The organism is Janthinobacterium sp. PSRC1-1 (assembly GCF_049897525.1).
Lineage (GTDB): Bacteria > Pseudomonadota > Gammaproteobacteria > Burkholderiales > Burkholderiaceae_D > Janthinobacterium > Janthinobacterium tructae.
Genome location: NZ_JAFCWK010000008.1, coordinates 27,361 through 47,727, shown reverse-complemented (window position 1 = coordinate 47,727; position 20,367 = coordinate 27,361). Strand labels below are relative to the sequence as shown.

Annotated in this window: 17 protein-coding genes; 14 read left to right on the top strand and 3 right to left on the bottom strand. The window is 62.6% G+C overall.

Features of this window, described 5'->3' with window-relative positions; translation table 11 throughout:
- The 10 genes from mraY to ACP7DW_RS18345 all read left to right on the top strand — a co-directional run bounded on the left by mraY (position 1) and on the right by ACP7DW_RS18345 (position 11,568).
- Positions 1-1,176, top strand: a complete 1,176-nt coding sequence (gene mraY / locus ACP7DW_RS18390; protein WP_071079386.1) for a phospho-N-acetylmuramoyl-pentapeptide-transferase — start codon at positions 1-3, stop codon at positions 1,174-1,176.
- Positions 1,176-2,732 carry a UDP-N-acetylmuramoyl-L-alanine--D-glutamate ligase gene (murD, locus tag ACP7DW_RS18385; RefSeq protein WP_426056180.1) on the top strand — a complete coding sequence of 519 codons (1,557 nt, stop codon included), beginning with the start codon at positions 1,176-1,178 and terminating at the stop codon, positions 2,730-2,732. Before mraY ends, murD begins: the two co-directional genes overlap by 1 nt.
- Positions 2,732-3,943 carry a putative lipid II flippase FtsW gene (gene ftsW / locus ACP7DW_RS18380; RefSeq protein ID WP_282408022.1) on the top strand — a complete coding sequence of 404 codons (1,212 nt, stop codon included), beginning with the start codon at positions 2,732-2,734 and terminating at the stop codon, positions 3,941-3,943. Before murD ends, ftsW begins: the two co-directional genes overlap by 1 nt.
- Positions 3,940-5,034: an undecaprenyldiphospho-muramoylpentapeptide beta-N-acetylglucosaminyltransferase gene (gene murG / locus ACP7DW_RS18375; protein WP_426056181.1), complete on the top strand. Its 1,095-nt coding sequence runs from the start codon at positions 3,940-3,942 to the stop codon at positions 5,032-5,034. The genes ftsW and murG overlap by 4 nt, the downstream gene beginning before the upstream one ends.
- A gap of 10 nt (positions 5,035-5,044) precedes the next feature.
- A complete protein-coding gene (gene murC, locus ACP7DW_RS18370; RefSeq protein WP_426056182.1) occupies positions 5,045-6,448 on the top strand; it encodes a UDP-N-acetylmuramate--L-alanine ligase in 1,404 nt (467 codons plus the stop codon).
- A gap of 1 nt (position 6,449) precedes the next feature.
- Positions 6,450-7,418 carry a D-alanine--D-alanine ligase gene (locus ACP7DW_RS18365; protein ID WP_426056183.1) on the top strand — a complete coding sequence of 323 codons (969 nt, stop codon included), beginning with the start codon at positions 6,450-6,452 and terminating at the stop codon, positions 7,416-7,418.
- A 1-nt stretch (position 7,419) separates the two neighbouring features.
- On the top strand, positions 7,420-8,238 hold the full coding sequence (locus ACP7DW_RS18360; RefSeq protein ID WP_426056184.1) for a cell division protein FtsQ/DivIB: 819 nt from the start codon (positions 7,420-7,422) through the stop codon (positions 8,236-8,238).
- Between the two features lie 45 nt (positions 8,239-8,283).
- The gene (gene ftsA, locus ACP7DW_RS18355; RefSeq protein ID WP_010394955.1) at positions 8,284-9,516 is read left to right on the top strand and encodes a cell division protein FtsA; all 1,233 of its coding nucleotides are present in this window, start codon (positions 8,284-8,286) and stop codon (positions 9,514-9,516) included.
- Between the two features lie 154 nt (positions 9,517-9,670).
- Positions 9,671-10,879, top strand: coding sequence for a cell division protein FtsZ (gene ftsZ / locus ACP7DW_RS18350; RefSeq protein ID WP_141171799.1), 1,209 nt, complete (start codon positions 9,671-9,673; stop codon positions 10,877-10,879).
- 182 nt (positions 10,880-11,061) lie between these two features.
- Positions 11,062-11,568, top strand: coding sequence for a peroxiredoxin (locus tag ACP7DW_RS18345; protein ID WP_058050716.1), 507 nt, complete (start codon positions 11,062-11,064; stop codon positions 11,566-11,568).
- A 166-nt stretch (positions 11,569-11,734) separates the two neighbouring features.
- Here ACP7DW_RS18345 and ACP7DW_RS18340 read toward each other — a convergent pair whose 3' ends face one another.
- Positions 11,735-12,511, bottom strand: coding sequence for a class I SAM-dependent methyltransferase (locus tag ACP7DW_RS18340; protein ID WP_426056185.1), 777 nt, complete (start codon positions 12,509-12,511; stop codon positions 11,735-11,737).
- A 104-nt stretch (positions 12,512-12,615) separates the two neighbouring features.
- Here ACP7DW_RS18340 and ACP7DW_RS18335 point away from each other — a divergent pair, with 104 nt between their 5' ends.
- The 3 genes from ACP7DW_RS18335 (at position 12,616) to lpxC (ending at position 15,392) form a co-directional block, all read left to right on the top strand.
- A complete protein-coding gene (locus ACP7DW_RS18335) occupies positions 12,616-13,389 on the top strand; it encodes a helix-turn-helix transcriptional regulator (RefSeq protein ID WP_426056186.1) in 774 nt (257 codons plus the stop codon).
- A 149-nt stretch (positions 13,390-13,538) separates the two neighbouring features.
- The gene (locus tag ACP7DW_RS18330) at positions 13,539-14,381 is read left to right on the top strand and encodes a DMT family transporter (RefSeq protein WP_426056218.1); all 843 of its coding nucleotides are present in this window, start codon (positions 13,539-13,541) and stop codon (positions 14,379-14,381) included.
- Positions 14,382-14,456: 75 nt separating this feature from the next.
- Positions 14,457-15,392 (top strand): UDP-3-O-acyl-N-acetylglucosamine deacetylase, encoded by a 936-nt coding sequence (lpxC, locus tag ACP7DW_RS18325; protein WP_426056187.1) that lies wholly within the window; start codon positions 14,457-14,459, stop codon positions 15,390-15,392.
- Positions 15,393-15,501: 109 nt separating this feature from the next.
- Here lpxC and ACP7DW_RS18320 read toward each other — a convergent pair whose 3' ends face one another.
- A complete protein-coding gene (locus tag ACP7DW_RS18320; protein WP_071079376.1) occupies positions 15,502-16,011 on the bottom strand; it encodes a DciA family protein in 510 nt (169 codons plus the stop codon).
- A gap of 279 nt (positions 16,012-16,290) precedes the next feature.
- On the opposite strand from ACP7DW_RS18320, the gene secA reads away from it, so the two are divergent.
- Positions 16,291-19,059: a preprotein translocase subunit SecA gene (secA, locus tag ACP7DW_RS18315; RefSeq protein ID WP_426056188.1), complete on the top strand. Its 2,769-nt coding sequence runs from the start codon at positions 16,291-16,293 to the stop codon at positions 19,057-19,059.
- Between the two features lie 76 nt (positions 19,060-19,135).
- Here the strand turns inward: secA and ACP7DW_RS18310 are convergent, their stop codons facing one another.
- The gene (locus tag ACP7DW_RS18310) at positions 19,136-20,341 is read right to left on the bottom strand and encodes an alpha/beta hydrolase (RefSeq protein WP_426056189.1); all 1,206 of its coding nucleotides are present in this window, start codon (positions 20,339-20,341) and stop codon (positions 19,136-19,138) included.
- Between the last annotated feature and the right edge of the window lie 26 nt (positions 20,342-20,367).

Below are 20,367 nucleotides of genomic sequence, written 5' to 3'. Positions count from 1 at the left end.
ATGCTGCTCTGGCTCGCTCATTATTTCCAGGACGACATTGGCCCATTGCGGGTCTTTAACTTCATCACTTTCCGCGCCGTCTTTGCCACGCTGACGGCGATTTTGATCGGCCTGTGCGCCGGTCCCGCCGTGATCCGCATGCTCACGCGCATGAAGGTCGGCCAGGCCGTGCGCACGGACGGCCCGCAGACGCACTTGAAAAAACACGGCACGCCCACCATGGGCGGCGTGCTGATCCTGATCGCCATCGGCATTTCCACCCTGCTGTGGGCCGACCTGTCGAACCGCTTCATCTGGCCGGTCCTGATCGTCACCTTGGGTTTTGGCGCCGTTGGCTGGGCCGACGACTACCGCAAGGTGGTGCACCAGGACCCGGAAGGCATGCGCTCGCGCGAAAAATACTTCTGGCAGTCGCTGATCGGCATCGTCGCCGCGTTTTACCTGGCGTTTTCTGTCTCCGTGTCGGAACCCGACGCGGGTCACGTGTGGAATCTGATCTACGCCTGGGTGCAGTCCGGCTTCGCCATGGACCTGCCGCCGAAAGCCGACCTGATCGTCCCGTTCTTCAAGACCATCAGCTATCCGCTGGGCGTGTGGGGCTTCATCGCGCTGACCTACTGCGTCATCGTCGGTACCAGCAATGCCGTCAACTTTACGGACGGCCTGGATGGCCTGGCCATCATGCCGACCGTAATGGTGGGCACTGCCCTGGGCCTGTTCGCCTACCTGACGGGTAACGCCACGTATGCGCGCTACCTGTTCATTCCGCACATTCCAGGCGCCGGCGAACTGGTGATCTTCTGCGGCGCGCTGGCCGGTTCCGGCCTGGCCTTCCTCTGGTATAACACGCACCCCGCGAAGGTGTTCATGGGCGACGTGGGCGCGCTGGCGCTGGGCGGCGCGCTGGGCACCGTGGCCGTCATCGTGCGCCAGGAAATCGTCCTGTTCATCATGGGCGGCATCTTCGTCGTCGAAACGCTGTCCGTGATTATCCAGGTCGTCTGGTTCAAGTACACCAAGAAGCGCTATGGCGCGGGCCGCCGCGTTTTCCTGATGGCGCCACTGCATCACCATTTTGAACAAAAAGGCTGGAAAGAGACGCAGGTTGTCGTGCGTTTCTGGATCATCACCATGATGCTGGTGCTGCTCGGCCTGACCACCTTGAAGCTGCGCTGATGATGTACGACGCTAAAACCGCACTGGTACTGGGCCTCGGGGAGTCGGGCCTGGCCATGGCCCTGTGGCTGGCCCGCAGCGGTGCCTGTGTGCGCGTGGCCGATACAAGGCAAACCCCTGAGCGCCTGGCCGCGCTGCAGGCCGCCGTGCCGCAGGCGCAGTTCATCGCCGGCGCCTTCACGGCCGAGCTGCTCGATGGCGTCGATTTTGTCGCCGTCAGCCCCGGCCTGGCGCCGGGCCGCGAACTGGCGCTGATTGCACCTGCCGCTGCGGAGAAAAATATCCCCGTGTGGGGCGAGATCGAACTGTTCGCGCAGGCCTTGGCCGCGCTCAAGGCGGAACGCGGCTATGCGCCGAAAGTCATCGCCATCACGGGCACCAACGGCAAGACGACGGTCACCAGCCTGGTGGGGTTGCTGTGCGAACGCGCCGGCCTGGCCACGCGCGTGGCCGGCAATATCAGCCCGGCGGCGCTGGACGTGCTGCGCGAGGTGCTCGATGCCGAGCCTGCGCCCGTCGCCGTTGAAGAAGAGGGCGAAGCCGCGCAAGCCGTCGCCAGCAGCTTGCCGCAGGCGTGGATACTGGAGTTGTCCAGCTTCCAGCTGCACACGACGTTCAGCCTGCAGGCCGATGCGGCCACGGTTCTGAATCTGTCGCAGGATCACCTGGACTGGCATGGCGACATGGCCTCCTATGCGAGCGACAAGGCACGCATCTTCGGCGACCAGACCGTGCGCATCCTGAACCGCGACGATGCGTTGGTTATGCACATGGCCGATCCGCTGGCCGCGACGATCACCTTCGGCACGGGCGAGCCGCTTGACGTGGACAGCTTTGGCCTGGTCAATGAACGGGGCATCTTCTGGCTGGCGCAAGCCGTGCCCAGCGAAGAAGTCATCGAGAAAAAACGCAGGAAGAACGATCCGGCGCCGGAACCGGTGCCGACGATGGCGAAGAAACTGATGCCGGCCGATGCGCTGAAAATCCGTGGCCAGCACAATGCCTCGAATGCGCTGGCGGCGCTGGCCCTGTGCCGCGCCATCGGCCTGCCATTCGCGCCGCTGCTGCATGGCTTGCGCGAGTATCAGGGCGAGCCGCACCGGGTGGAACTGATCACGGCCGTGGGTGAAGTCGAATACTACGACGACAGCAAGGGCACCAACGTGGGCGCGACCGTGGCTGCGTTGTTTGGCCTGGGCAAGGCGTTTGGCGGTGCGCAGCAGCGCCTGGTGCTGATCGCCGGCGGTGACGGCAAGGGGCAGGACTTCTCGCCGCTGGCCGAACCGGTGTCGCGCTACGTGCGTGCCGTGGTGCTGATCGGCCGCGATGCGCCGGCGCTGCGCGCTGCTCTGGCGCCGGCTGGCGTGGACATCATCGACTGCGCCACCTTGCCGGAAGCGGTCAAGCGCGCCAGCAGCCTGGCGCTGGCCGGCGATGCCGTGCTGCTGTCGCCCGCCTGCGCCAGCCTGGACATGTTCAAGAACTATGCGCACCGCGCGCAGGTATTTGTCGACGCCGTGCGCGACATCGCGCTGGAAAACGGACAGGATATCTGATGGCCTTCCAACTGCCCTTCAGCTTTGGTTCCGGCTCGGCTGCCAAGCCGCTGGATAGCCGCGCGCGGCAATCGAAGATGATGGACTATGACAAGCCGCTGGTGTGGGTTGTCCTGCTGCTCATGTTGCTGGGCATGGTGATGGTGTATTCGGCGTCGATCTCGCTGTCGGACGCGCGCAAGTTCGCCGCCTACACCAACAATTATTTTGTCGTGCGTCAGGCCTTGTTCATCGGTATATCGATCATCGTCGCCGCGCTGGTGTTCCGCATCCGCGTCGCTACCTGGCAAAAAATGGCGCCGTGGCTGTTCATCGGCACCCTGGTGCTGCTGGTGATGGTGTTGATACCGGGCCTGGGCGTGTCGGTCAACGGTGGCCGCCGCTGGCTGAACCTGCCGGGCCTGCGGCCGCAGCCGTCCGAGCTGATGAAGGTGGTGATGGTGCTGTACGCTGCCGATTACACCGTGCGCAAGCAGGAATACATGCACAAGCTGACCAAGGGCTTCATGCCGATGGCGCTGGCGGTCAGCTTCGTTGGCCTGCTGCTGCTGATGGAGCCCGATCTGGGCGCTTTCGGCGTGATCGTCTGCATCGCCATGGGCATCCTGTTCCTGGGCGGCGTCAACGCCATCTGGTTCGGCGGCATCGGCGCCATGCTGACGGCGATCTTCGTCACCATCATCGCCTTGTCGAAATTCCGCCGCGAGCGGTTTTTTGCGTATCTCGATCCTTGGCAGGAAGATAATGCGCTGAACAAGGCTTACCAGTTGACGCACTCGCTGATCGCCTTCGGGCGCGGCGAACTGTTTGGCGTGGGCCTGGGCGGCAGCGTGGAAAAGCTGCACTACCTGCCCGAAGCACATACGGACTTCTTGCTGGCCGTGATCGGCGAGGAACTGGGCCTGGTGGGCGTGCTGATCGTGATCGGCATGTTCTACTGGATTATCAAGCGCGCCTTCGACATCGGCCGCCAGGCGATCGCCATCGACCAGACCTTCGCGGGCCTGACGGCGAAAGGCATCGCCATCTGGATCGGCGTGCAGACCTTCATCAACATGGGCGTGAACCTGGGCCTGCTGCCGACCAAGGGCCTGACTTTGCCTCTGATGAGTTATGGCGGCACGGGCGTACTGATTAACTGTATCGGCCTGGCGATTTTGCTGCGCATCGATTACGAAAACCGGATCCTGATGCGCGGAGGCCGGCTATGAATAACGTGACGAACTTGAAAACGACGAAAAGACTGATGATCATGGCGGCCGGCACCGGCGGCCATATTTTTCCTGGCCTGGCGATTGCGCAGACCATGCGCGCGCGCGGCTGGGAAGTGAGCTGGCTGGGCACGACCCATGGCATGGAGCAGGAACTGGTGCCGAAGAGCGGCATTCCCATGGACGCCATTGCATTTTCCGGCATGCGCGGCAAGGGCCTGGCGCATACGCTCAAAGGCGGCTTCAGGATGCTGGCGAGCTTTTTTGCCATCCGCCGTTTCATCGCCAGCCGCAAGCCGGACGTGGTGATGGGCATGGGTGGCTACGTGACCGTGCCGGGCGGCCTGATGGCGCGCCTGAAGGGCGTGCCGCTGGTGCTGGTCAATGCGGATGCGGCGCTGCTGCTGTCGAACAAGACGCTGGTGCCGCTGGCACAAAAGGTGTGCTTCGGCTTTCCCGCCGATTTCGGCAGCGCCGCCGGCAAGGCCGTCGTCACGGGCAATCCCGTGCGCGCCGAGATCCTCGCCATGGCGCCGCCGGCGTCACGCTTTGCGGGCCGCAGCGGGCCGCTGCGCATCCTGGTGGTGGGCGGCAGCCTGGGTGCGAAAGCGCTGAACGACAATCTGCCGGCCGCGCTGGCCCTGATGCCGCAGGGCGAACGTCCGCTGGTGACGCACCAGTCGGGCAAGAAGAATATCGACGCCCTGCATGCCGCGTATGCGCAGGCGGGCGTGCAGGCCAATGTGGTCGACTTCATCGACGACATGGCCAGGGCGTATACCGAGGCCGACCTGGTGATTTGCCGCGCTGGCGCCATCACCCTGTCGGAATTGACGGCGGCCGGCGTGGCCAGCGTGCTCGTGCCGCTGGTGGCGTCGACCACGAGCCACCAGCGCGACAACGCGCAATGGATGGCCAAACAAGGCGCGGCGATTCATCTGCCGCAGACGGAAATGAGTGCGACGTCGCTGAGCACCCTGCTGGCGTCCTTGACGCGCGATACCTGCCAGCAGATGGCGCAGGCGGCACTGGCAGCAGGCAAGCGCGACGCCAATGAGGCGATCGCACACGTATTGGAAAAACTGGCATGAGGTTAGCTCTGTGAAGCATAAAGTAAACAATATCCACTTTGTCGGCATCGGCGGCAGCGGCATGAGCGGCATCGCCGAAGTGCTGGTCAACCTGGGCTACAAGGTGTCGGGCTCGGACCTGGGCAGCAATGCGGCGACGCAGCGCCTGGCGAGCCTGGGCGCGACGGTCATGCTCGGCCACGCGGCCGAGAATATCGGCGACGCCGATGCGGTCGTGACCTCGGGCGCCGTCCCGCAAGACAATCCGGAAGTGGTGGCAGCGCGTGCGCGCAAGATCCCGCTGGTGCCGCGCGCCGTGATGCTCGGTGAATTGATGCGTCTGAAACGCGGCATCGCCATCGCCGGCACGCACGGCAAGACGACGACGACCAGCCTGGTCGCGTCGGTGCTTGCGCAGGGCGGCCTCGATCCTACCTTTGTGATCGGTGGACGCCTGACCAGCGCCGGCGCGAACGCCAAGCTCGGTTCGGGCGACTACCTGGTGGCCGAAGCCGATGAGTCGGACGCCTCGTTCCTGAACCTGACGCCGATGATCGAAGTGATCACGAATATCGACGCCGATCACATGGACACCTACGAGCACGATTTCGAAAAGCTCAAGCAGGCGTTCGTGCAGTTCACGCACCGTCTGCCTTTCTATGGCCGCGCCATGCTGTGCATCGACGATCCGCACGTACGCGCCATCATCCCGTTCGTGACCAAGCCGGTCACCACCTATGGCTTCGCGCAGGACGCCGAAGTGCGCGCCGTCAACGCGCGCGCCGTGGGCCTGGAAATGCATTTCACGGTGCTGCAGGAAGGCTATCCTGATCTTGACGTGGTGCTGAACCAGCCTGGCATGCACAATGTGCAAAATGCCTGCTCGGCGATCGCCATCGCGCGCGAAATCGGCATCGCCGACAGCGCCACCCAGCAAGGCCTGGCCGAGTTTTCCGGCGTGGGCCGCCGCTTCACGCGCTATGGCGACGTGGCGCTGCCGAACGGCGGCACCTTTGCGCTGGTTGACGATTTCGGCCACCATCCGGTGGAAACGGAAGTGACCCTGGCCGCTGCGCGCGCCGCCTATCCTGGCCGTCGCCTGGTGCTGGCTTTCCAGCCGCACCGCTACAGCCGCACGCGCGACCTGTTCGAGGATTTCGTCAAGGTGCTCGGTGCACCCGACGTGCTGCTGCTGTCCGAAGTGTATGCGGCAGGCGAAGCGCCTATCGTCGCCGCCGACGGCCGCGCATTGGCGCATGCGCTGCGCGCGCGCGGCAAGATCGAACCGATTTTCGTCGAGTCCATGACGGACATGGCCGACACCATCATGAGCGTGGCGCGCGACGGCGACATCGTGCTGACCATGGGCGCCGGCTCGATCAGCGGCATCCCGCAACAACTGACAACGTATCAATCTCACACTGTAAAGGCCTGACGTGAACCAAGCTTCAGCTATCGACGTTAAACAATTGGGCAAGGTCGGCGTCCTGTTCGGCGGCAGCTCGGCCGAGCGCGAAGTGTCGCTGATGTCCGGCGCGGGCGTGCTGGCCGCCTTGACAAGCCGTGGCGTGGACGCGCACGCGTTCGACACGGGCGAACGCAGCCTGGCCGAACTGGCCGCTGAGCAATTTGACCGCGTCTTCATCGCGCTGCATGGCCGCTTCGGCGAAGACGGCAGTCTGCAGGGCGCGCTGGAACAGCTGGGCATCCCTTACACGGGTAGCGGCGTGATGGCGTGCGCGGTGGGCATGGACAAGGTCTATACCAAGATGATCTGGCTGATGCACCAGTTGCCGACGCCGAAGTATGCGGTGCTGGACGACAGCTCCGACCTGGCCAAGGTGGCCGCGGAACTGGGCTTGCCGCTGATCGTCAAGCCGCCGCATGAGGGTTCGAGCATCGGCATCACGACGGTCAACGAGGCCTCGGCCTTCCAGGCCGCCTACGACATCGCCGCCGGTCTCGACGATTCGGTACTGGCCGAGGAATTCATCAAGGGCCGCGAATTCACCGTCGCGATCCTGGGCCAGGGCGCCACGGCGCGCGCGCTGCCGCCGATCGAGATCGTCGCGCCGCAAGGCAATTACGACTATCAGAACAAATACTTCACGGACGACACGCAGTATTTTTGTCCGCCGCAGCTGGATCAGGCGATCGTGTCGGAAATGGAGCGCATCGCCGTGGCAGCCTACCGTGCCCTCGGCTGCGAAGGCTGGGGACGGGTCGACGTGCTGATGCGCGCGGCCGACAGCAAGCTGTTTCTGCTGGAAGTCAATACCTCGCCCGGCATGACGGGCCACTCGCTCGTGCCGATGGCAGCGCGCGCGGAAGGTACCAGCTATGAAGACCTGTGCCTGGAAATCGTTTCCGGCGCGCGACTGAAAATGCACAAGGGACAGCACTGATATGTGGCATGACGCTAAAAGCCTCAATACGACTGCCAACGGCTTGCTGGCCGCGGTTCTGGTCGTGTGCGTGGCCGCCGGCGTCTGGTGGGTGTCGCAGCGTCCCATGTTCGACCTGCGCACGATCAAGGTGGAAAGCGCGGACGACAAGGGCCTGCGTCACGTGAATTACCTGACCCTGCGCAGCGGCACGCTGGGCCGCATCAAGGGCAATTTCTTCACGACCAACCTGGAAAGCGTGCGCGGCGTGTTCGAATCGGTGCCCTGGGTGCGCCGTGCCAGCGTGCGGCGCGAGTGGCCGAACCAGCTGATCGTGGCGCTGGAAGAACACGAAGCGCTGGGTACCTGGGGCGAGGACGGGCGTTTGCTGTCGGTCAAGGGCGACGTGTTTACAGCCAACGTGGCCGAAGCGGAAGACGACCATGAGTTGCCTGCGTTTGCCGGTCCCGATGGCAGCGAGAAGGAAGTGCTGGCCACCTATGTGCAGCTGGCAAAGTGGTTTGCGCCGCTGAAGATGGTGCCGGAAACCCTGTCGCTGTCGAGCCGCTATGCATGGACCGTGAAACTGGATAACGGCATGAGCGTGGCGCTGGGACGCGAGCAGAATCATACGACCCTGAAGGCACGGGTCGACCGGCTGGTGGGCATCTACCCGCAGCTGGCGAGCCGGCTGGAAAATATCGACACGATCGATATGCGCTACCAGAATGGCCTGGCGCTCAGTTCCGCCGGCCTGGTGATACCGGCCGAAGGCAAGGATGGCAGGCCGGCGCCAGCGATCAGGAAGAAAAATGGCAGTCCGATTAAAAAACCGGCTTAACCGAATCATCAATTTAACAATAGCCCAAAAAACTAGGCGACAGAAATGACAAAAGACGCGAAAAACCTGATCGTCGGCCTCGACATCGGCACCTCGAAAGTGGTGGCGGTGGTAGCCGAAGTGATGTCCGACGGACGCCACGAAGTGATCGGGCTGGGCCAGCACGAATCGAAGGGCCTGAAAAAGGGCGTGGTGGTCAATATCGAGGCCACGGTGGAATCCATCCAGCGCGCGCTGGAAGAGGCCGAGCTGATGGCTGACTGCAAGATCCGCAATGTGTATGCGGGCATTGCGGGCAGCCATATCCGCAGCTTCAATTCCAGCGGCATGGTAGCCATCAAGGACAAGGAAGTGACGGCCACCGACGTGGCGCGCGTCATCGAGACGGCAAAAGCGGTTAACATTCCCACCGATCAGCAATTGCTGCACACGGTGCCGCAAGAGTTCATCGTCGACAGCCAGGAAGATGTGCGCGAGCCTATCGGCATGAGCGGCATCCGCCTGGAAGTGAAGGTGCATATCGTCACCGGCGCCGTGTCGGCGGTGCAGAACATCGTCAAGTGCGTGCGCCGCTGCGGCCTGGAAGTGTCGGACCTGATCCTGCAGCCGATGGCTTCGGCCGATGCGGTGCTCACGCCCGACGAGAAGGAACTGGGCGTGGTGCTGATCGACATCGGCGGCGGCACGACCGATGTGGCGGTATTCTCCGATGGCGCGATCCGCCATACGGCAGTCATTCCCATCGCCGGCGACCAGATCACCAACGACATCGCCATGGCCTTGCGTACCCCGACCGCGGAAGCGGAAGAAATCAAGATCCGCTATGGCGTGGCCAAGCAGGTCCTGGCCGACCCTGGCGAATCGCTGGAAGTACCCGGTCTGGGCGACCGCGGCCCGCGCAACCTGTCGCGCCAGGCGCTGGCGGCGGTGATCGAGCCGCGCGTCGAGGAGCTGTTCGCGATGGTGCACCAGGTGGTGCGCGAATCCGGTTACGAAGGCGTGCTGTCGTCGGGCATCGTGCTCACGGGCGGCACGTCCATCATGCCCGGCATGGTGGAAATGGCGGAAGATATTTTCCTGAAACCGGCGCGCCTGGGCACGCCCGAGTATCGGGGCCAGCTGGCCGACGTGGTGCGCAGTCCGCGCTACGCCACGGTATTGGGCCTGCTGCTGGAAGCGAAGAAGCAATACTTGCGCGGCCACATTGTGACGCGTCAGGACGGCTCGGTGAAAGCCGTCTGGCAGCGCATGAAAGAATGGTTTTTAGGCAATTTTTAAGGGCGTGATTTTCGCCCGGCAGCACAGGTTTTTTGGCAGCATCGCAGGTACACACACATAACTTTATTTTATATTTAACCGCAGTTTTCAATCTCCAGTTCTCCTACCAATATGAGGCCTGGCGCTTGGAAACCGCATCTGATAGGAGCACATCATGGAGTTCGATATGGTCGATAACACAGCTTTAGGTACCGTCATCAAGGTCGTCGGCGTCGGCGGTGCGGGTGGCAATGCAGTCCAACACATGATCAACAAAGGCATGTCGGGTGTGGAGTTCATTGCCGCCAACACCGACGCACAGGCCCTGTCGACATCGAAGGCGCACAACATCATCCAGATCGGCGATACCGGCCTGGGCGCCGGCATGAAGCCTGCCGTCGGCCGCCAGCTGGCCGAGGAATCGCGCGCACGCATCGCCGACGCGCTGCGCGGCGCGCACATGGTCTTCATCGCTGCCGGCATGGGCGGCGGCACGGGCACGGGCGCTGCACCTATCGTGGCCGAAGTGGCCAAGGAGCTGGGCGCGCTGACGGTCGCCGTGGTATCGAAGCCCTTCTCGTACGAAGGCCAGAAGTGCATGGACATCGCCGACGAAGGCCTGGAGCAGCTCTCCTTGCACGTCGATTCGCTGATCATCATCCTCAATGAAAAACTGGAAGAGATCTACGAAGACGAAAGCATGCTGGAATGGATGCAGCACGCCGATGATGTGCTCAACAACGCGGTGGCCGGCATTGCCGAGATCATCAACGTGCCGGGCCACATCAACGTCGACTTCAACGACGTGAAAACCATCATGGGCGAGCAGGGCAAGGCCATGATGGGCACGGCGACCGCTTCCGGCGTCGACCGCGCGCGCATCGCCGCCGAACAGGCTGTCGCTTCGCCGCTGCTCGATGGCATTGATCTCTCTGGCGCGCGCGGCGTGCTGGTCAACGTCACGGCCAGCCGTGGCCTGAAAGGTAAAGAGATCAAGGAAGTCATGGCTGCCGTGCGCGCGTTTGCCGCGCCGGACGCGTCGATCGCGCAAGGTATCGCCTACGACGACGCCATGGGCGACGACATCCGCGTCACCGTGGTGGCCACGGGTCTGGGCCGCGCCAAGAAAAACATCCAGCTGGTACCGCAGCAAGTGCTGCGCACCGGCACCCACAACAGCCCGTTGACCCCGTCGGCTGCCATGGGTAGCGCGCAAGCGGCGACGACGACGGTAGGCGTGGCCACGCCGGCAGCCGGTTTCGACGGCATGAAGGCGCCGGCGGTATGGCGTCGCGAATCGGCTTCCGAGCAGGTGCGCGCGATGGAAAAGAATGGCATGGAAACCTACGATATCCCGGCCTTCCTGCGCAAACAGGCTGATTAAGGTGATCTGATGTCAGCAAACACGACGGCGGCCTGAGGGTCGCCGTTTTTTTGCCGTTTTTTGACTTTTGCCTTTGCCTTTGCGGCCACTTTCTGCACAAATACGGCAAGTCAGGCATACTATTGCGCAGTGTCGGCATCATGCCGGCAGCATCCTCAACCGACAGTACACAAGGAGTCAACATGACCATCAAGATCGGCGACACCCTGCCAGAAGGCACCCTGGCTGAATTCATCGAAAGCGAAACCGAAGGTTGCGCACTGGGCCCGAACACGTTCAACGTGCAAGACCTGGTCAAGGGCAAGAAGATCGCCATCTTCGGCCTGCCAGGCGCCTACACCCCGACCTGCTCCGCACAGCACGTGCCAGGCTACGTGCAGCACGCTGCCGACCTGAAAGCCAAAGGCGTCGATGAAATCTGGTGCATCTCCGTCAACGACGCGTTCGTGATGGGCGCCTGGGGCCGCGACCAGAAAGCCACCGGCGTGGTACGCATGATGGCTGACGGCAATGCCGCCTACAGCAAGGCCCTGGGCCTGGACGCCGATTTTTCCAAGCACGGCATGGGCACGCGCTCGCAGCGCTACTCGATGCTGGTCGACAATGGCGTCGTGACGCAATTGAACGTCGAGCAGGGCGGCAAGTTTGAAGTGTCGAATGCGGAAACCTTGCTGGGCCAGCTGGCCTAAGCAGAGTGTCGCTTGGGTGGACCTGTGCAGGTCGGCGTAGGTCGGCTTAGCGCAGCGTAAGCCGACGAGCTGCGTTCGCACCGCGTTTGCTTCAGCATTGTTGGATTACGCGCTGCGCGCTAATCCAACCTACGCAATAAAAAACGGCGCCATCGGCGCCGTTTTTTTATTGCACCTGCGGTTTGGTCGCCTCGAACATGGCCGCATCGATGCTGAACGAATAATCGTCCTGCAGCGCAAAATATCGGCGCGCTTCCTCGGGCGCGCCATCGAACAGGTTACGGATGGCCGCCACGCGCTCGTTCGGCGTGCGCATGCGCGCCACCCACTCGTCGAACTGCATCGTCAGCTTCCACACGCTGCGCAAGCTGTGCGTGAAGCCCGCGTTGTCGAACTTGGCGCCCCATTCGCAGCTGCGGTAGTCGCGCACGTGCGACGCGTCGCGCAGCATTTCCACCGCTTGCAGAGTGCTGTCGTACAGGGCCGTTTTCGGTGCGACGATGTCGACCACCAATAAAGTGCCATTGGGGCGAAGCACGCGCCAGGCTTCCGCCAGCGCGCCCGCCACGTCGTTCCAGTGGTGCGCGGAAAAGCGCGTGACGACCATGTCGAAGCTGGCGTCGGCAAACGGCAGGCGGGCCACATCGCCCTGTTGCGTGCGGATGTTGTGCAAGCCGCGCTGCACCCTGGCGCAGTCGACCACGTCGAGCATGGGCTGCGCCAGGTCGTAGGCGACGACCGATTGCGCCACGGGAGCGACGGCGAAGCTGGCGTGGCCGGCGCCGCAGCCCAGGTCCAGTACATGAGGTTTTCCTTGCTTGCCATGGCGGCGCGCGCATTCCTGCATCAGCACCAGGTCGGCGCCTTGCGCGTGTACCGCGCTGCTCAGGTAGGCATTCGCCGTCTTGCCAAACTGTTCGGTAACGACATCGTGCTGCTGCATGGTTTTCTCCTGTGGATGGGTGAGTTCCTGCAGAATAGGGATAAAATTATCCTGTAACAAGACCATAACTTATACTGGTATATCTACTACCATGCAGGCATCTGATGTCGAACAAGCTCGCTGAATTCATCCGCGTCCGGCGCGAAGCCGTCACTCCCGCCATGGCCGGCCTGCCTGGAGGTGGGCGCCGCCGCACGCCGGGCTTGCGGCGCGAAGAGCTGGCGCAGCTGTGCGATGTCAGCCCCACCTGGCTGACGTGGCTGGAGCAGGGGCGGCCCGTGTCGGCGTCGGCCAAGATGCTGGCCCGCCTGGCGCAGGTGCTGCAGCTGAGCGCGGCCGAGCGCGCCTATCTGTTCGAGGTGGCCGACAAGCATGACCCCAGCCACGGCACCGGCGAGGGCGGAGGGCCGGCCGCCGCCGAGCTGTCCGCCATCGTCGCCGCCATCGACGCGCCCGCGTACATCCTGGACCGCGCATGGAATGCCGTGGCGTGGAACGGGGCGGCGTCCGCCTTGTTCACGGGCTGGCTGCATGACGACGGGGACACACCGAACCAGCTGCGCTTCATGTTCCTCGATGCGGGGGCGCGCGCGCTGGTCGTCGGCTGGCCCGAACGGGCGCAGCGGCTGGTGGCGGAATTTCGCGCCGATATTGGCCGCCAGGCGGACCAGGCGCCGCTGGCCGGCCTGATCGCGGAACTGACGCAGGCCAGCGTGGAGTTCCGTCAGTGGTGGGGCGCGCAGCAGGTGCAGGGTCGCGATGGGGGATTGCGCCGCTTCCAGCATGCGCAGCAGGGGCTGCTGGAGTTCAATCAGGTGACCTTGCACCTGGCGCGCCAGCACGAGCTGAAGCTGGTGATGCTGTTGCCAGTGTCATAAGGTAAACGGCTGCGCTTGCTATAATCGGGCCGACGGTGTGGCCTTGCCAACCGGTCCTGGCTCCTGCCGTCGCCATGATGACGGTCCCGTTCTTTTGCCCGGAGTCTGTCCTGTTACCCCGCAACCCCAACCTGCGCAGCATCTATGTGATGCTGATCGCTGTCGCCATGTTTTCCCTGATGGACACGGCCATGAAGCTGCTGTCCGCCCATTATCCCGCCATGCAGGTGACGGCCTTGCGCGCGCTGTCGTCCTTGCCGCTCGTGTGCCTGTACCTGCTGTACCGCGGCGCTTTCAAGAACGTGCTGAAGGTGCGCTGGCCGCTGCACTTGCTGCGCGGAGCGCTGGGCGTGGCCATGATTACGCTGTTCGCCTACGGCTTGAAGCGCATGTCGCTGGCCGAGGCGTATGCGCTGTTCTTCGTCGCGCCCTTGCTGATCACGGTCCTGTCGGTTTTTATTTTGAAGGAAAAAGTCGATGTCGCGCGCTGGTGCGCCATCGCCGTGGGGCTGCTGGGTGTGCTGGTGGCGCTGCGCCCGGACGGCTCGGGATTCTTTTCGCTGGCCGGCCTTGCCGTGCTGGGTTCGGCCGCCTGCTACGCCATTTCGGCCGTCACGGGACGCATCCTGAGCCGTACGGACGCCAGCGAAAGCATGGTCTTCTGGCTGATGGTGATGATGGCCATCGGCGGCGTGGCGCTGTCGGCGCACGAGTGGGTGGGCATCCGCCGCGAAGACTGGTGGCTGCTGGCGGGCCTGTCCGTCAGCGGCTTCCTGGGGCAGCTAGCCATCACGGAGGCATTTCGCTTTGGCAAGGCGTCCAGCGTGGCGCCGTTCGAATACTCGGCCCTGGCCTGGGGCATGGCCCTGGACTGGCTGCTGTGGCGCGCCTTGCCCGACAAATACACCCTGATCGGCGCGGCCATTATCATCGGCAGCGGGATTTATCTGGTGCGCCGCGAAGCCGTGCACGCCGAGAGCGAGCATCCTTAATCAATGGTTGTGGTATTTCTGGCGTCAGCCATGCCGCACCGCAACGAAAATCCGGCAAATAGATATAATCGACAGATGTTAAAACAACGCACTATCAAACAACAGGTCCGCACCATCGGTGTCGGTTTGCACTCTGGCACCAAGGTCGAGCTGACCTTGCGTCCTGCCGCGATCGACACGGGCATCGTGTTTCGCCGCATCGACCTCGATCCCATCGTCGAGTTTCCCGCCAGCGCCATGGCCGTGGGCGATACGCGCATGGCTTCCGTGCTGATCAAGGATGGCGCCAGGGTGTCTACCGTGGAACATCTGATGTCGGCGGCGGCCGGCCTGGGTGTCGATAATATGGTTATCGACGTGAATGCGGAAGAAATTCCCATCATGGATGGTTCCGCCTCGTCCTTCGTCTACCTGCTGCAGCAGGCCGGCGTGGAAGAGCAGCAGGCGGCGAAGAAATTCATCAAGGTCATCAAGCCGGTGGAAGTGCGTCACGGCAAGGGCGACGCGGAGAAATGGGCGCGCCTGTCGCCGTACGATGGCTTCAAGCTCGACTTCTTCATCGAATTCAATCATCCGGCCGTCGATGGCACGATGCAGCGCGCCTCGGTCGACTTCGGCGACGTGTCGTATGTGCACGACGTGGCGCGCGCGCGCACCTTTGGTTTCATGCAGGACGTGGAAAGCTTGCGCGGCATGGGCCTGGCGCGTGGCGGTTCGCTGGAAAACGCCATCGTCATGGATGAATACCGCATCCTCAACGCCGATGGCTTGCGCTATGAAGACGAGTTCGTGCGCCACAAGATCCTCGACGCCATCGGCGACCTGTATCTGGTGGGCCACCCCTTGCTGGCGTATTACACGGCGCACAAGTCGGGCCACGCACTGAACAACCAGTTGCTGCTGGCGCTGCTGGAACAGCCGGACGCGTATGAAATCGTCTCGTTCGCCACCAACGAGGAAGCGCCGCAGTCATATCTCCGTCAAATGGAGCGCGAGTGGTCGTTGACGTAGGTCGGATTAGGCCGCAGGCCGTAATCCGACAACCCCGCAGGCGCCAACAATGTTGTCGGATTACGGCCCGAAGGGCCTAATCCGACCTACGTGCTGCCGCCTGGCGTTGCTAATCTTTAGGTTCGCGGTGGTGGCGCAGCATATTGCGCAGCGCCGCGATCAACTGTTCATTCTGCTTCGACGCGGGCAAGGCCGTGCTCAGCTCTTCCAGGGCCGTCATGGCTTTTTCCGGCAAGACCAGTGCCCGCGTATGCACGATGGGCGCGATGCTCCTGATGACCTGCACTTTCAGCTTGATGCCTGAAATCTGCCAGCCCTTTCTTTCCAGTTCCCCTTGCAGTTTCGGTAATTGCTGTTTGAGCTTGGCCGCCAGCGCCGCGTTCGGCGTGGCCAGCACCAGCTGGCCACCCTCGAATTGCAGGATGTCGCAATGCTCGAACATCGCCGGCAAGGCCCTGGCGCAATCTTTTTGCAGGGCGGCCAGGCGCGTGACGGTGGGCATCAGGGAAGCCATCGTGGCGTTGCCGCGCAGAAAATCGGTTGCGCCCGTGACGGCCGGGCCTGAACGGGCAAAGCCGTAGCCGCGGCGCGGTGCCGGAGAATAAGTGGGAGTTCGCATGGCCGAAACATAGCACACTCGCCCGCGCATGACGAGTGCGGCGGCGGGTGTGGCGCAGGCTGGCCGGTCGTATTGCCTTACAGTATGGAAAATGTCCGCAATTTCTGCCATTTGTTTGTCATTAAGCTATTGTTATATGGTGCATTAGCCCAACCTTGGCGGGAACGCATGATAAAATCATCGTCTTTTGCCATAGTCGAACTCCGTGCGGTCACGCGATTGTTACCTCGTTGTCACCTACCGAGCTTTTTTTAACGGCGTTTTTTCAAGAATTCAAGCATGTCATTACTGACCCAGATTTTCGGTAGCCGCAACCAGCGGCTGCTCAAGCAATACCAAAAAACGGTACGCGAGATCAATGCGCTCGAGCCGGCCATCGAAAAGCTGTCGGATGCCGAGCTGCAAGCGAAGACGCCTGCCTTCAAGGAACGCATCGCCGCTGGCGAATCGCTCGATGCCTTGTTGCCGGAAGCCTTTGCCGTCTGCCGTGAGGCCAGCAAGCGCGTCCTGCGCATGCGCCACTTCGATGTGCAGATGATCGGCGGCATGGTCTTGCATTTTGGCAAGATCGCGGAGATGGGCACGGGCGAGGGCAAGACCCTGATGGCCACCTTGCCAGCCTACCTGAATGCCTTGTCGGGCAAGGGCGTGCACATCGTCACCGTCAATGATTACCTGGCGCAGCGCGATGCCGAGACCATGGGCCGCCTGTATGCGTGGCTGGGCCTGTCGACGGGCGTGAACATGTCGCAGATGGAGCACAGCGCCAAGCAGCAGGCGTACAACTCCGACATCACGTATGGCACGAATAACGAATTCGGTTTCGACTTCTTGCGCGACAACATGGTCTACGAAGCGCGCGAGCGCGTGCAGCGCAGCCTGAACTTCGGCATCGTCGATGAGGTCGACTCGATCCTGATCGATGAAGCGCGTACGCCGTTGATCATTTCGGGCCAGGCCGAGAACCACACGGACCTGTATTACAAGATCAATGAAGTGCCTGCGCTGCTGACCTTGCAGATCGGCGAAGAAACGCCGGACGGCAAGGGCAAGGTTGACGTGCCGGGCGACTATACCAAGGATGAAAAGGCGCACCAGGTGCTGCTGACGGAAGCGGGCCACGAAAAGGCCGAGCGCATCCTGATGGAAATGGGCCTGCTGCCGGAAGGCGCGTCGCTGTACGATTCGGCCAACATCAGCCTCGTGCATCACCTGTATGCGGCCCTGCGCGCGCACGCGCTGTACTTCAAGGATCAGCACTACGTGGTGCAGAACAGTGAAGTCGTCATCGTCGATGAATTCACGGGCCGTCTGATGACGGGCCGCCGCTGGTCCGATGGCTTGCACCAGGCCGTCGAAGCGAAAGAAGGCGTCAAGATCCAGAACGAGAACCAGACCCTGGCCTCGATCACCTTCCAGAACTACTTCCGCATGTACGCCAAGCTGGCCGGCATGACCGGTACGGCCGATACCGAAGCGTACGAATTCCAGGAAATCTACGGCCTGGAAACGGTCGTGATCCCGCAAAATCGTCCGTTGCAGCGCAAGGACCGCCAGGATCAGGTCTACAAATCGTCGGCGGAAAAATACAACGCGATGTTGAACGACATCCGCGACTGCTACGAGCGCGGCCAGCCCGTGCTGGTCGGTACGACCTCGATCGAGAACTCGGAACTGCTGTCGGGCATCCTGACCAAGGCCGGTTTGCCGCACAACGTGCTGAACGCGAAGCAGCATGCCCGCGAAGCCGAAATCATCGCCCAGGCAGGCCGTCCGAAAGCCATCACCATCGCCACCAACATGGCCGGTCGCGGTACGGACATCGTGTTGGGCGGCAACGTCGAGAACCAGATCAAGTTCATCGAAGCCAATCCTGAACTGAGCGATGCCGACAAGGCCGCCCAGTCGCAGAAGCTGCGCGATGAATGGCAATCCTTGCACGACCACGTGGTCAATGCGGGCGGTTTGCATATCATCGGCACCGAACGCCACGAATCGCGTCGCGTCGACAATCAGCTGCGTGGTCGTGCCGGTCGCCAGGGCGATCCGGGTTCGTCGCGCTTCTACCTGTCGCTCGACGATGCGCTGCTGCGCATCTTCGCCGGTGACCGCGTGCGCGCCGTGATGGATCGTCTGAAAATGCCGGAAGGCGAACCGATCGAGGCAGGCATCGTTTCGCGTTCGATCGAATCGGCCCAGCGCAAGGTCGAAGCGCGCAACTTCGACATCCGCAAGCAATTGCTGGAATACGATGACGTCGCCAACGACCAGCGTAAAGTCATCTACCAGCAGCGTAACGAACTGCTGGAAACGACCGACATTTCGGAAATGATCGGCTCGCTGCGCCATGGCGTGTTCACCGACCTGGTGCATGAGTACGTGCCGCATGAATCGGTGGAAGAGCAGTGGGATATCAAGGGCCTGGAAAATACCCTGTCCAGCGAATGGCAGCTCGACTTGCCGTTGCAGCAAATGCTGGAAGCCGATGCGACCCTGACGGACGAAGAGATCCTGGAAAAAGTGCTGGTCGCGGCCGATGCCGTGTACCAGTCGAAGATCGATATCGTCGGCAAGGAATCGTTTGGCGGCTTCGAGCGCAATGTCATGCTGCAAAGCGTCGACAGCCACTGGCGCGAACACCTGGCGGCGCTCGATCACCTGCGCCAGGGTATTCACCTGCGCGGTTATGCGCAGAAGAACCCGAAACAGGAATACAAGCGCGAAGCGTTTGAACTGTTTGGCCAGATGCTCGACATGATCAAGAACGACGTCACGAAACACGTGATGACGGTGCGTATCCAGTCGCGCGAAGAAGTTGATGCGGCCGAACAGGCGATGCAGCAGTCGCACGTGGAAAACGTGCACTACCAGCACGCCGAGTTCGACCCGAACGCGGCGCCGGAAGAACTGCTGGCGCCTGCGGCAGGCGGCAACACGGACAACGTCGATGACATGAGCGTGAGCATGGGCGTCAAAGTGGGCCGCAACGACCCATGCCCTTGCGGCAGCGGCAAGAAGTACAAGGCTTGCCACGGCAAGCTGGCGTAAAGCCGGTTTTATCGGCCTGAGAAGAACGGAGACTGCGGTCTCCGTTTTTTTTTGCCTGTTGCGCGCGCCAGGCGGCTCAGGGAAAGGCCCAGTATTGCGGCGCCTGCGACGGAATGCCTTTCAATCCGCCACGGTTCCTTGCCCGTTGCCCCGTCTTGATCATGGTGGCGATATCGGTCAGCAAGACGCGGTTGCTGGCGAAGTAATCGTGTCCCATGAAGTTCATGATGACGGTCGAGGCATCGACGAGTTCCATGCCGGGGATGCCGACGACGGGGCCGCGGATGTCGCCTATCCTGTCCCAGTCGGCAAAGGTATAGGAAGCGCGCATGGCCTTGTCGTTCGCGGAAGCGTACAGGGTGGTGGGAAGCTTGAGGCTGGCAAAACGGGGGGCGATCTGGTCGCGGAAGACATCGGCATTGATGTCCGGCGCCGCCAGCACCACCTGCTTGAACAGGGGCAGCAGTTCGGGGCGTTTTTCCAGCAGGTTGGCCAGGGCCACGGTCATCGGGCGGTTGCCCATGCTGTGGGCGATCAGGTAGATATCCGTGGCGGAAGAATGTTCCGCGAAGTCGGCCAGGAAGGCCTGCAGGTGCGCCTGCGTCCATTCGGCCGAATTCTGGTCGTATTCGTAGCCGGCCAGGGTGCCTTTCGACGGCCAGCTGTAGAACACGGGCAGGGCGCCGATATCGAGGTCGACCGCCATCTGCGCCGTGCGCCGGGCCGCGTCGTCAAACGTGTTGCTGTAGCCATGGATGTAGATGAAGGCGGCGTGCCGTTCCGGGGCAGCCTGTATCCTGGCCTTGACGGTGGCGAGAAAATCCGCGCGCGACAGGCGCGTGGCTCCCTTGATCAGCACATATTTTTGCGCATTATCGCTGGAAAGGATGGCGTACCAGGGCGGCAACGGCAGTTCGCCCGGCGCTCTTTTTTCAGGAATGCTCACCACGACGCTGCCATAGCTGAGGTGGGGCGCCGCGCGGTTGGGCTGCCAGCCATAATTGTGGCTGCTGGGCTGGTATTGCCTGTCGGTGGCGTAATACACGGTGACGTGCGTGGCGCCGGCTGGCGCAGTCTCGTTGCCGGACGCCAGCGTGCCGCCGCTGCCGGTGCTGCCGACCAGGTTGCCGAGGTTGCCCAGCAGGCCACCCGTGCCCGACCATGCACTGCTCCACGGACTGGGCGGCGATGGCCGCGTTACCCCGGCAGTCGGTGGGCTTTCAGCCGCAGGCGGCGCTTCAGATGCCAGTTCGGCAGAGTCGCCGTCCAGACGGTACGCCACACCATCTTGCACCGTACAGGCCGTCA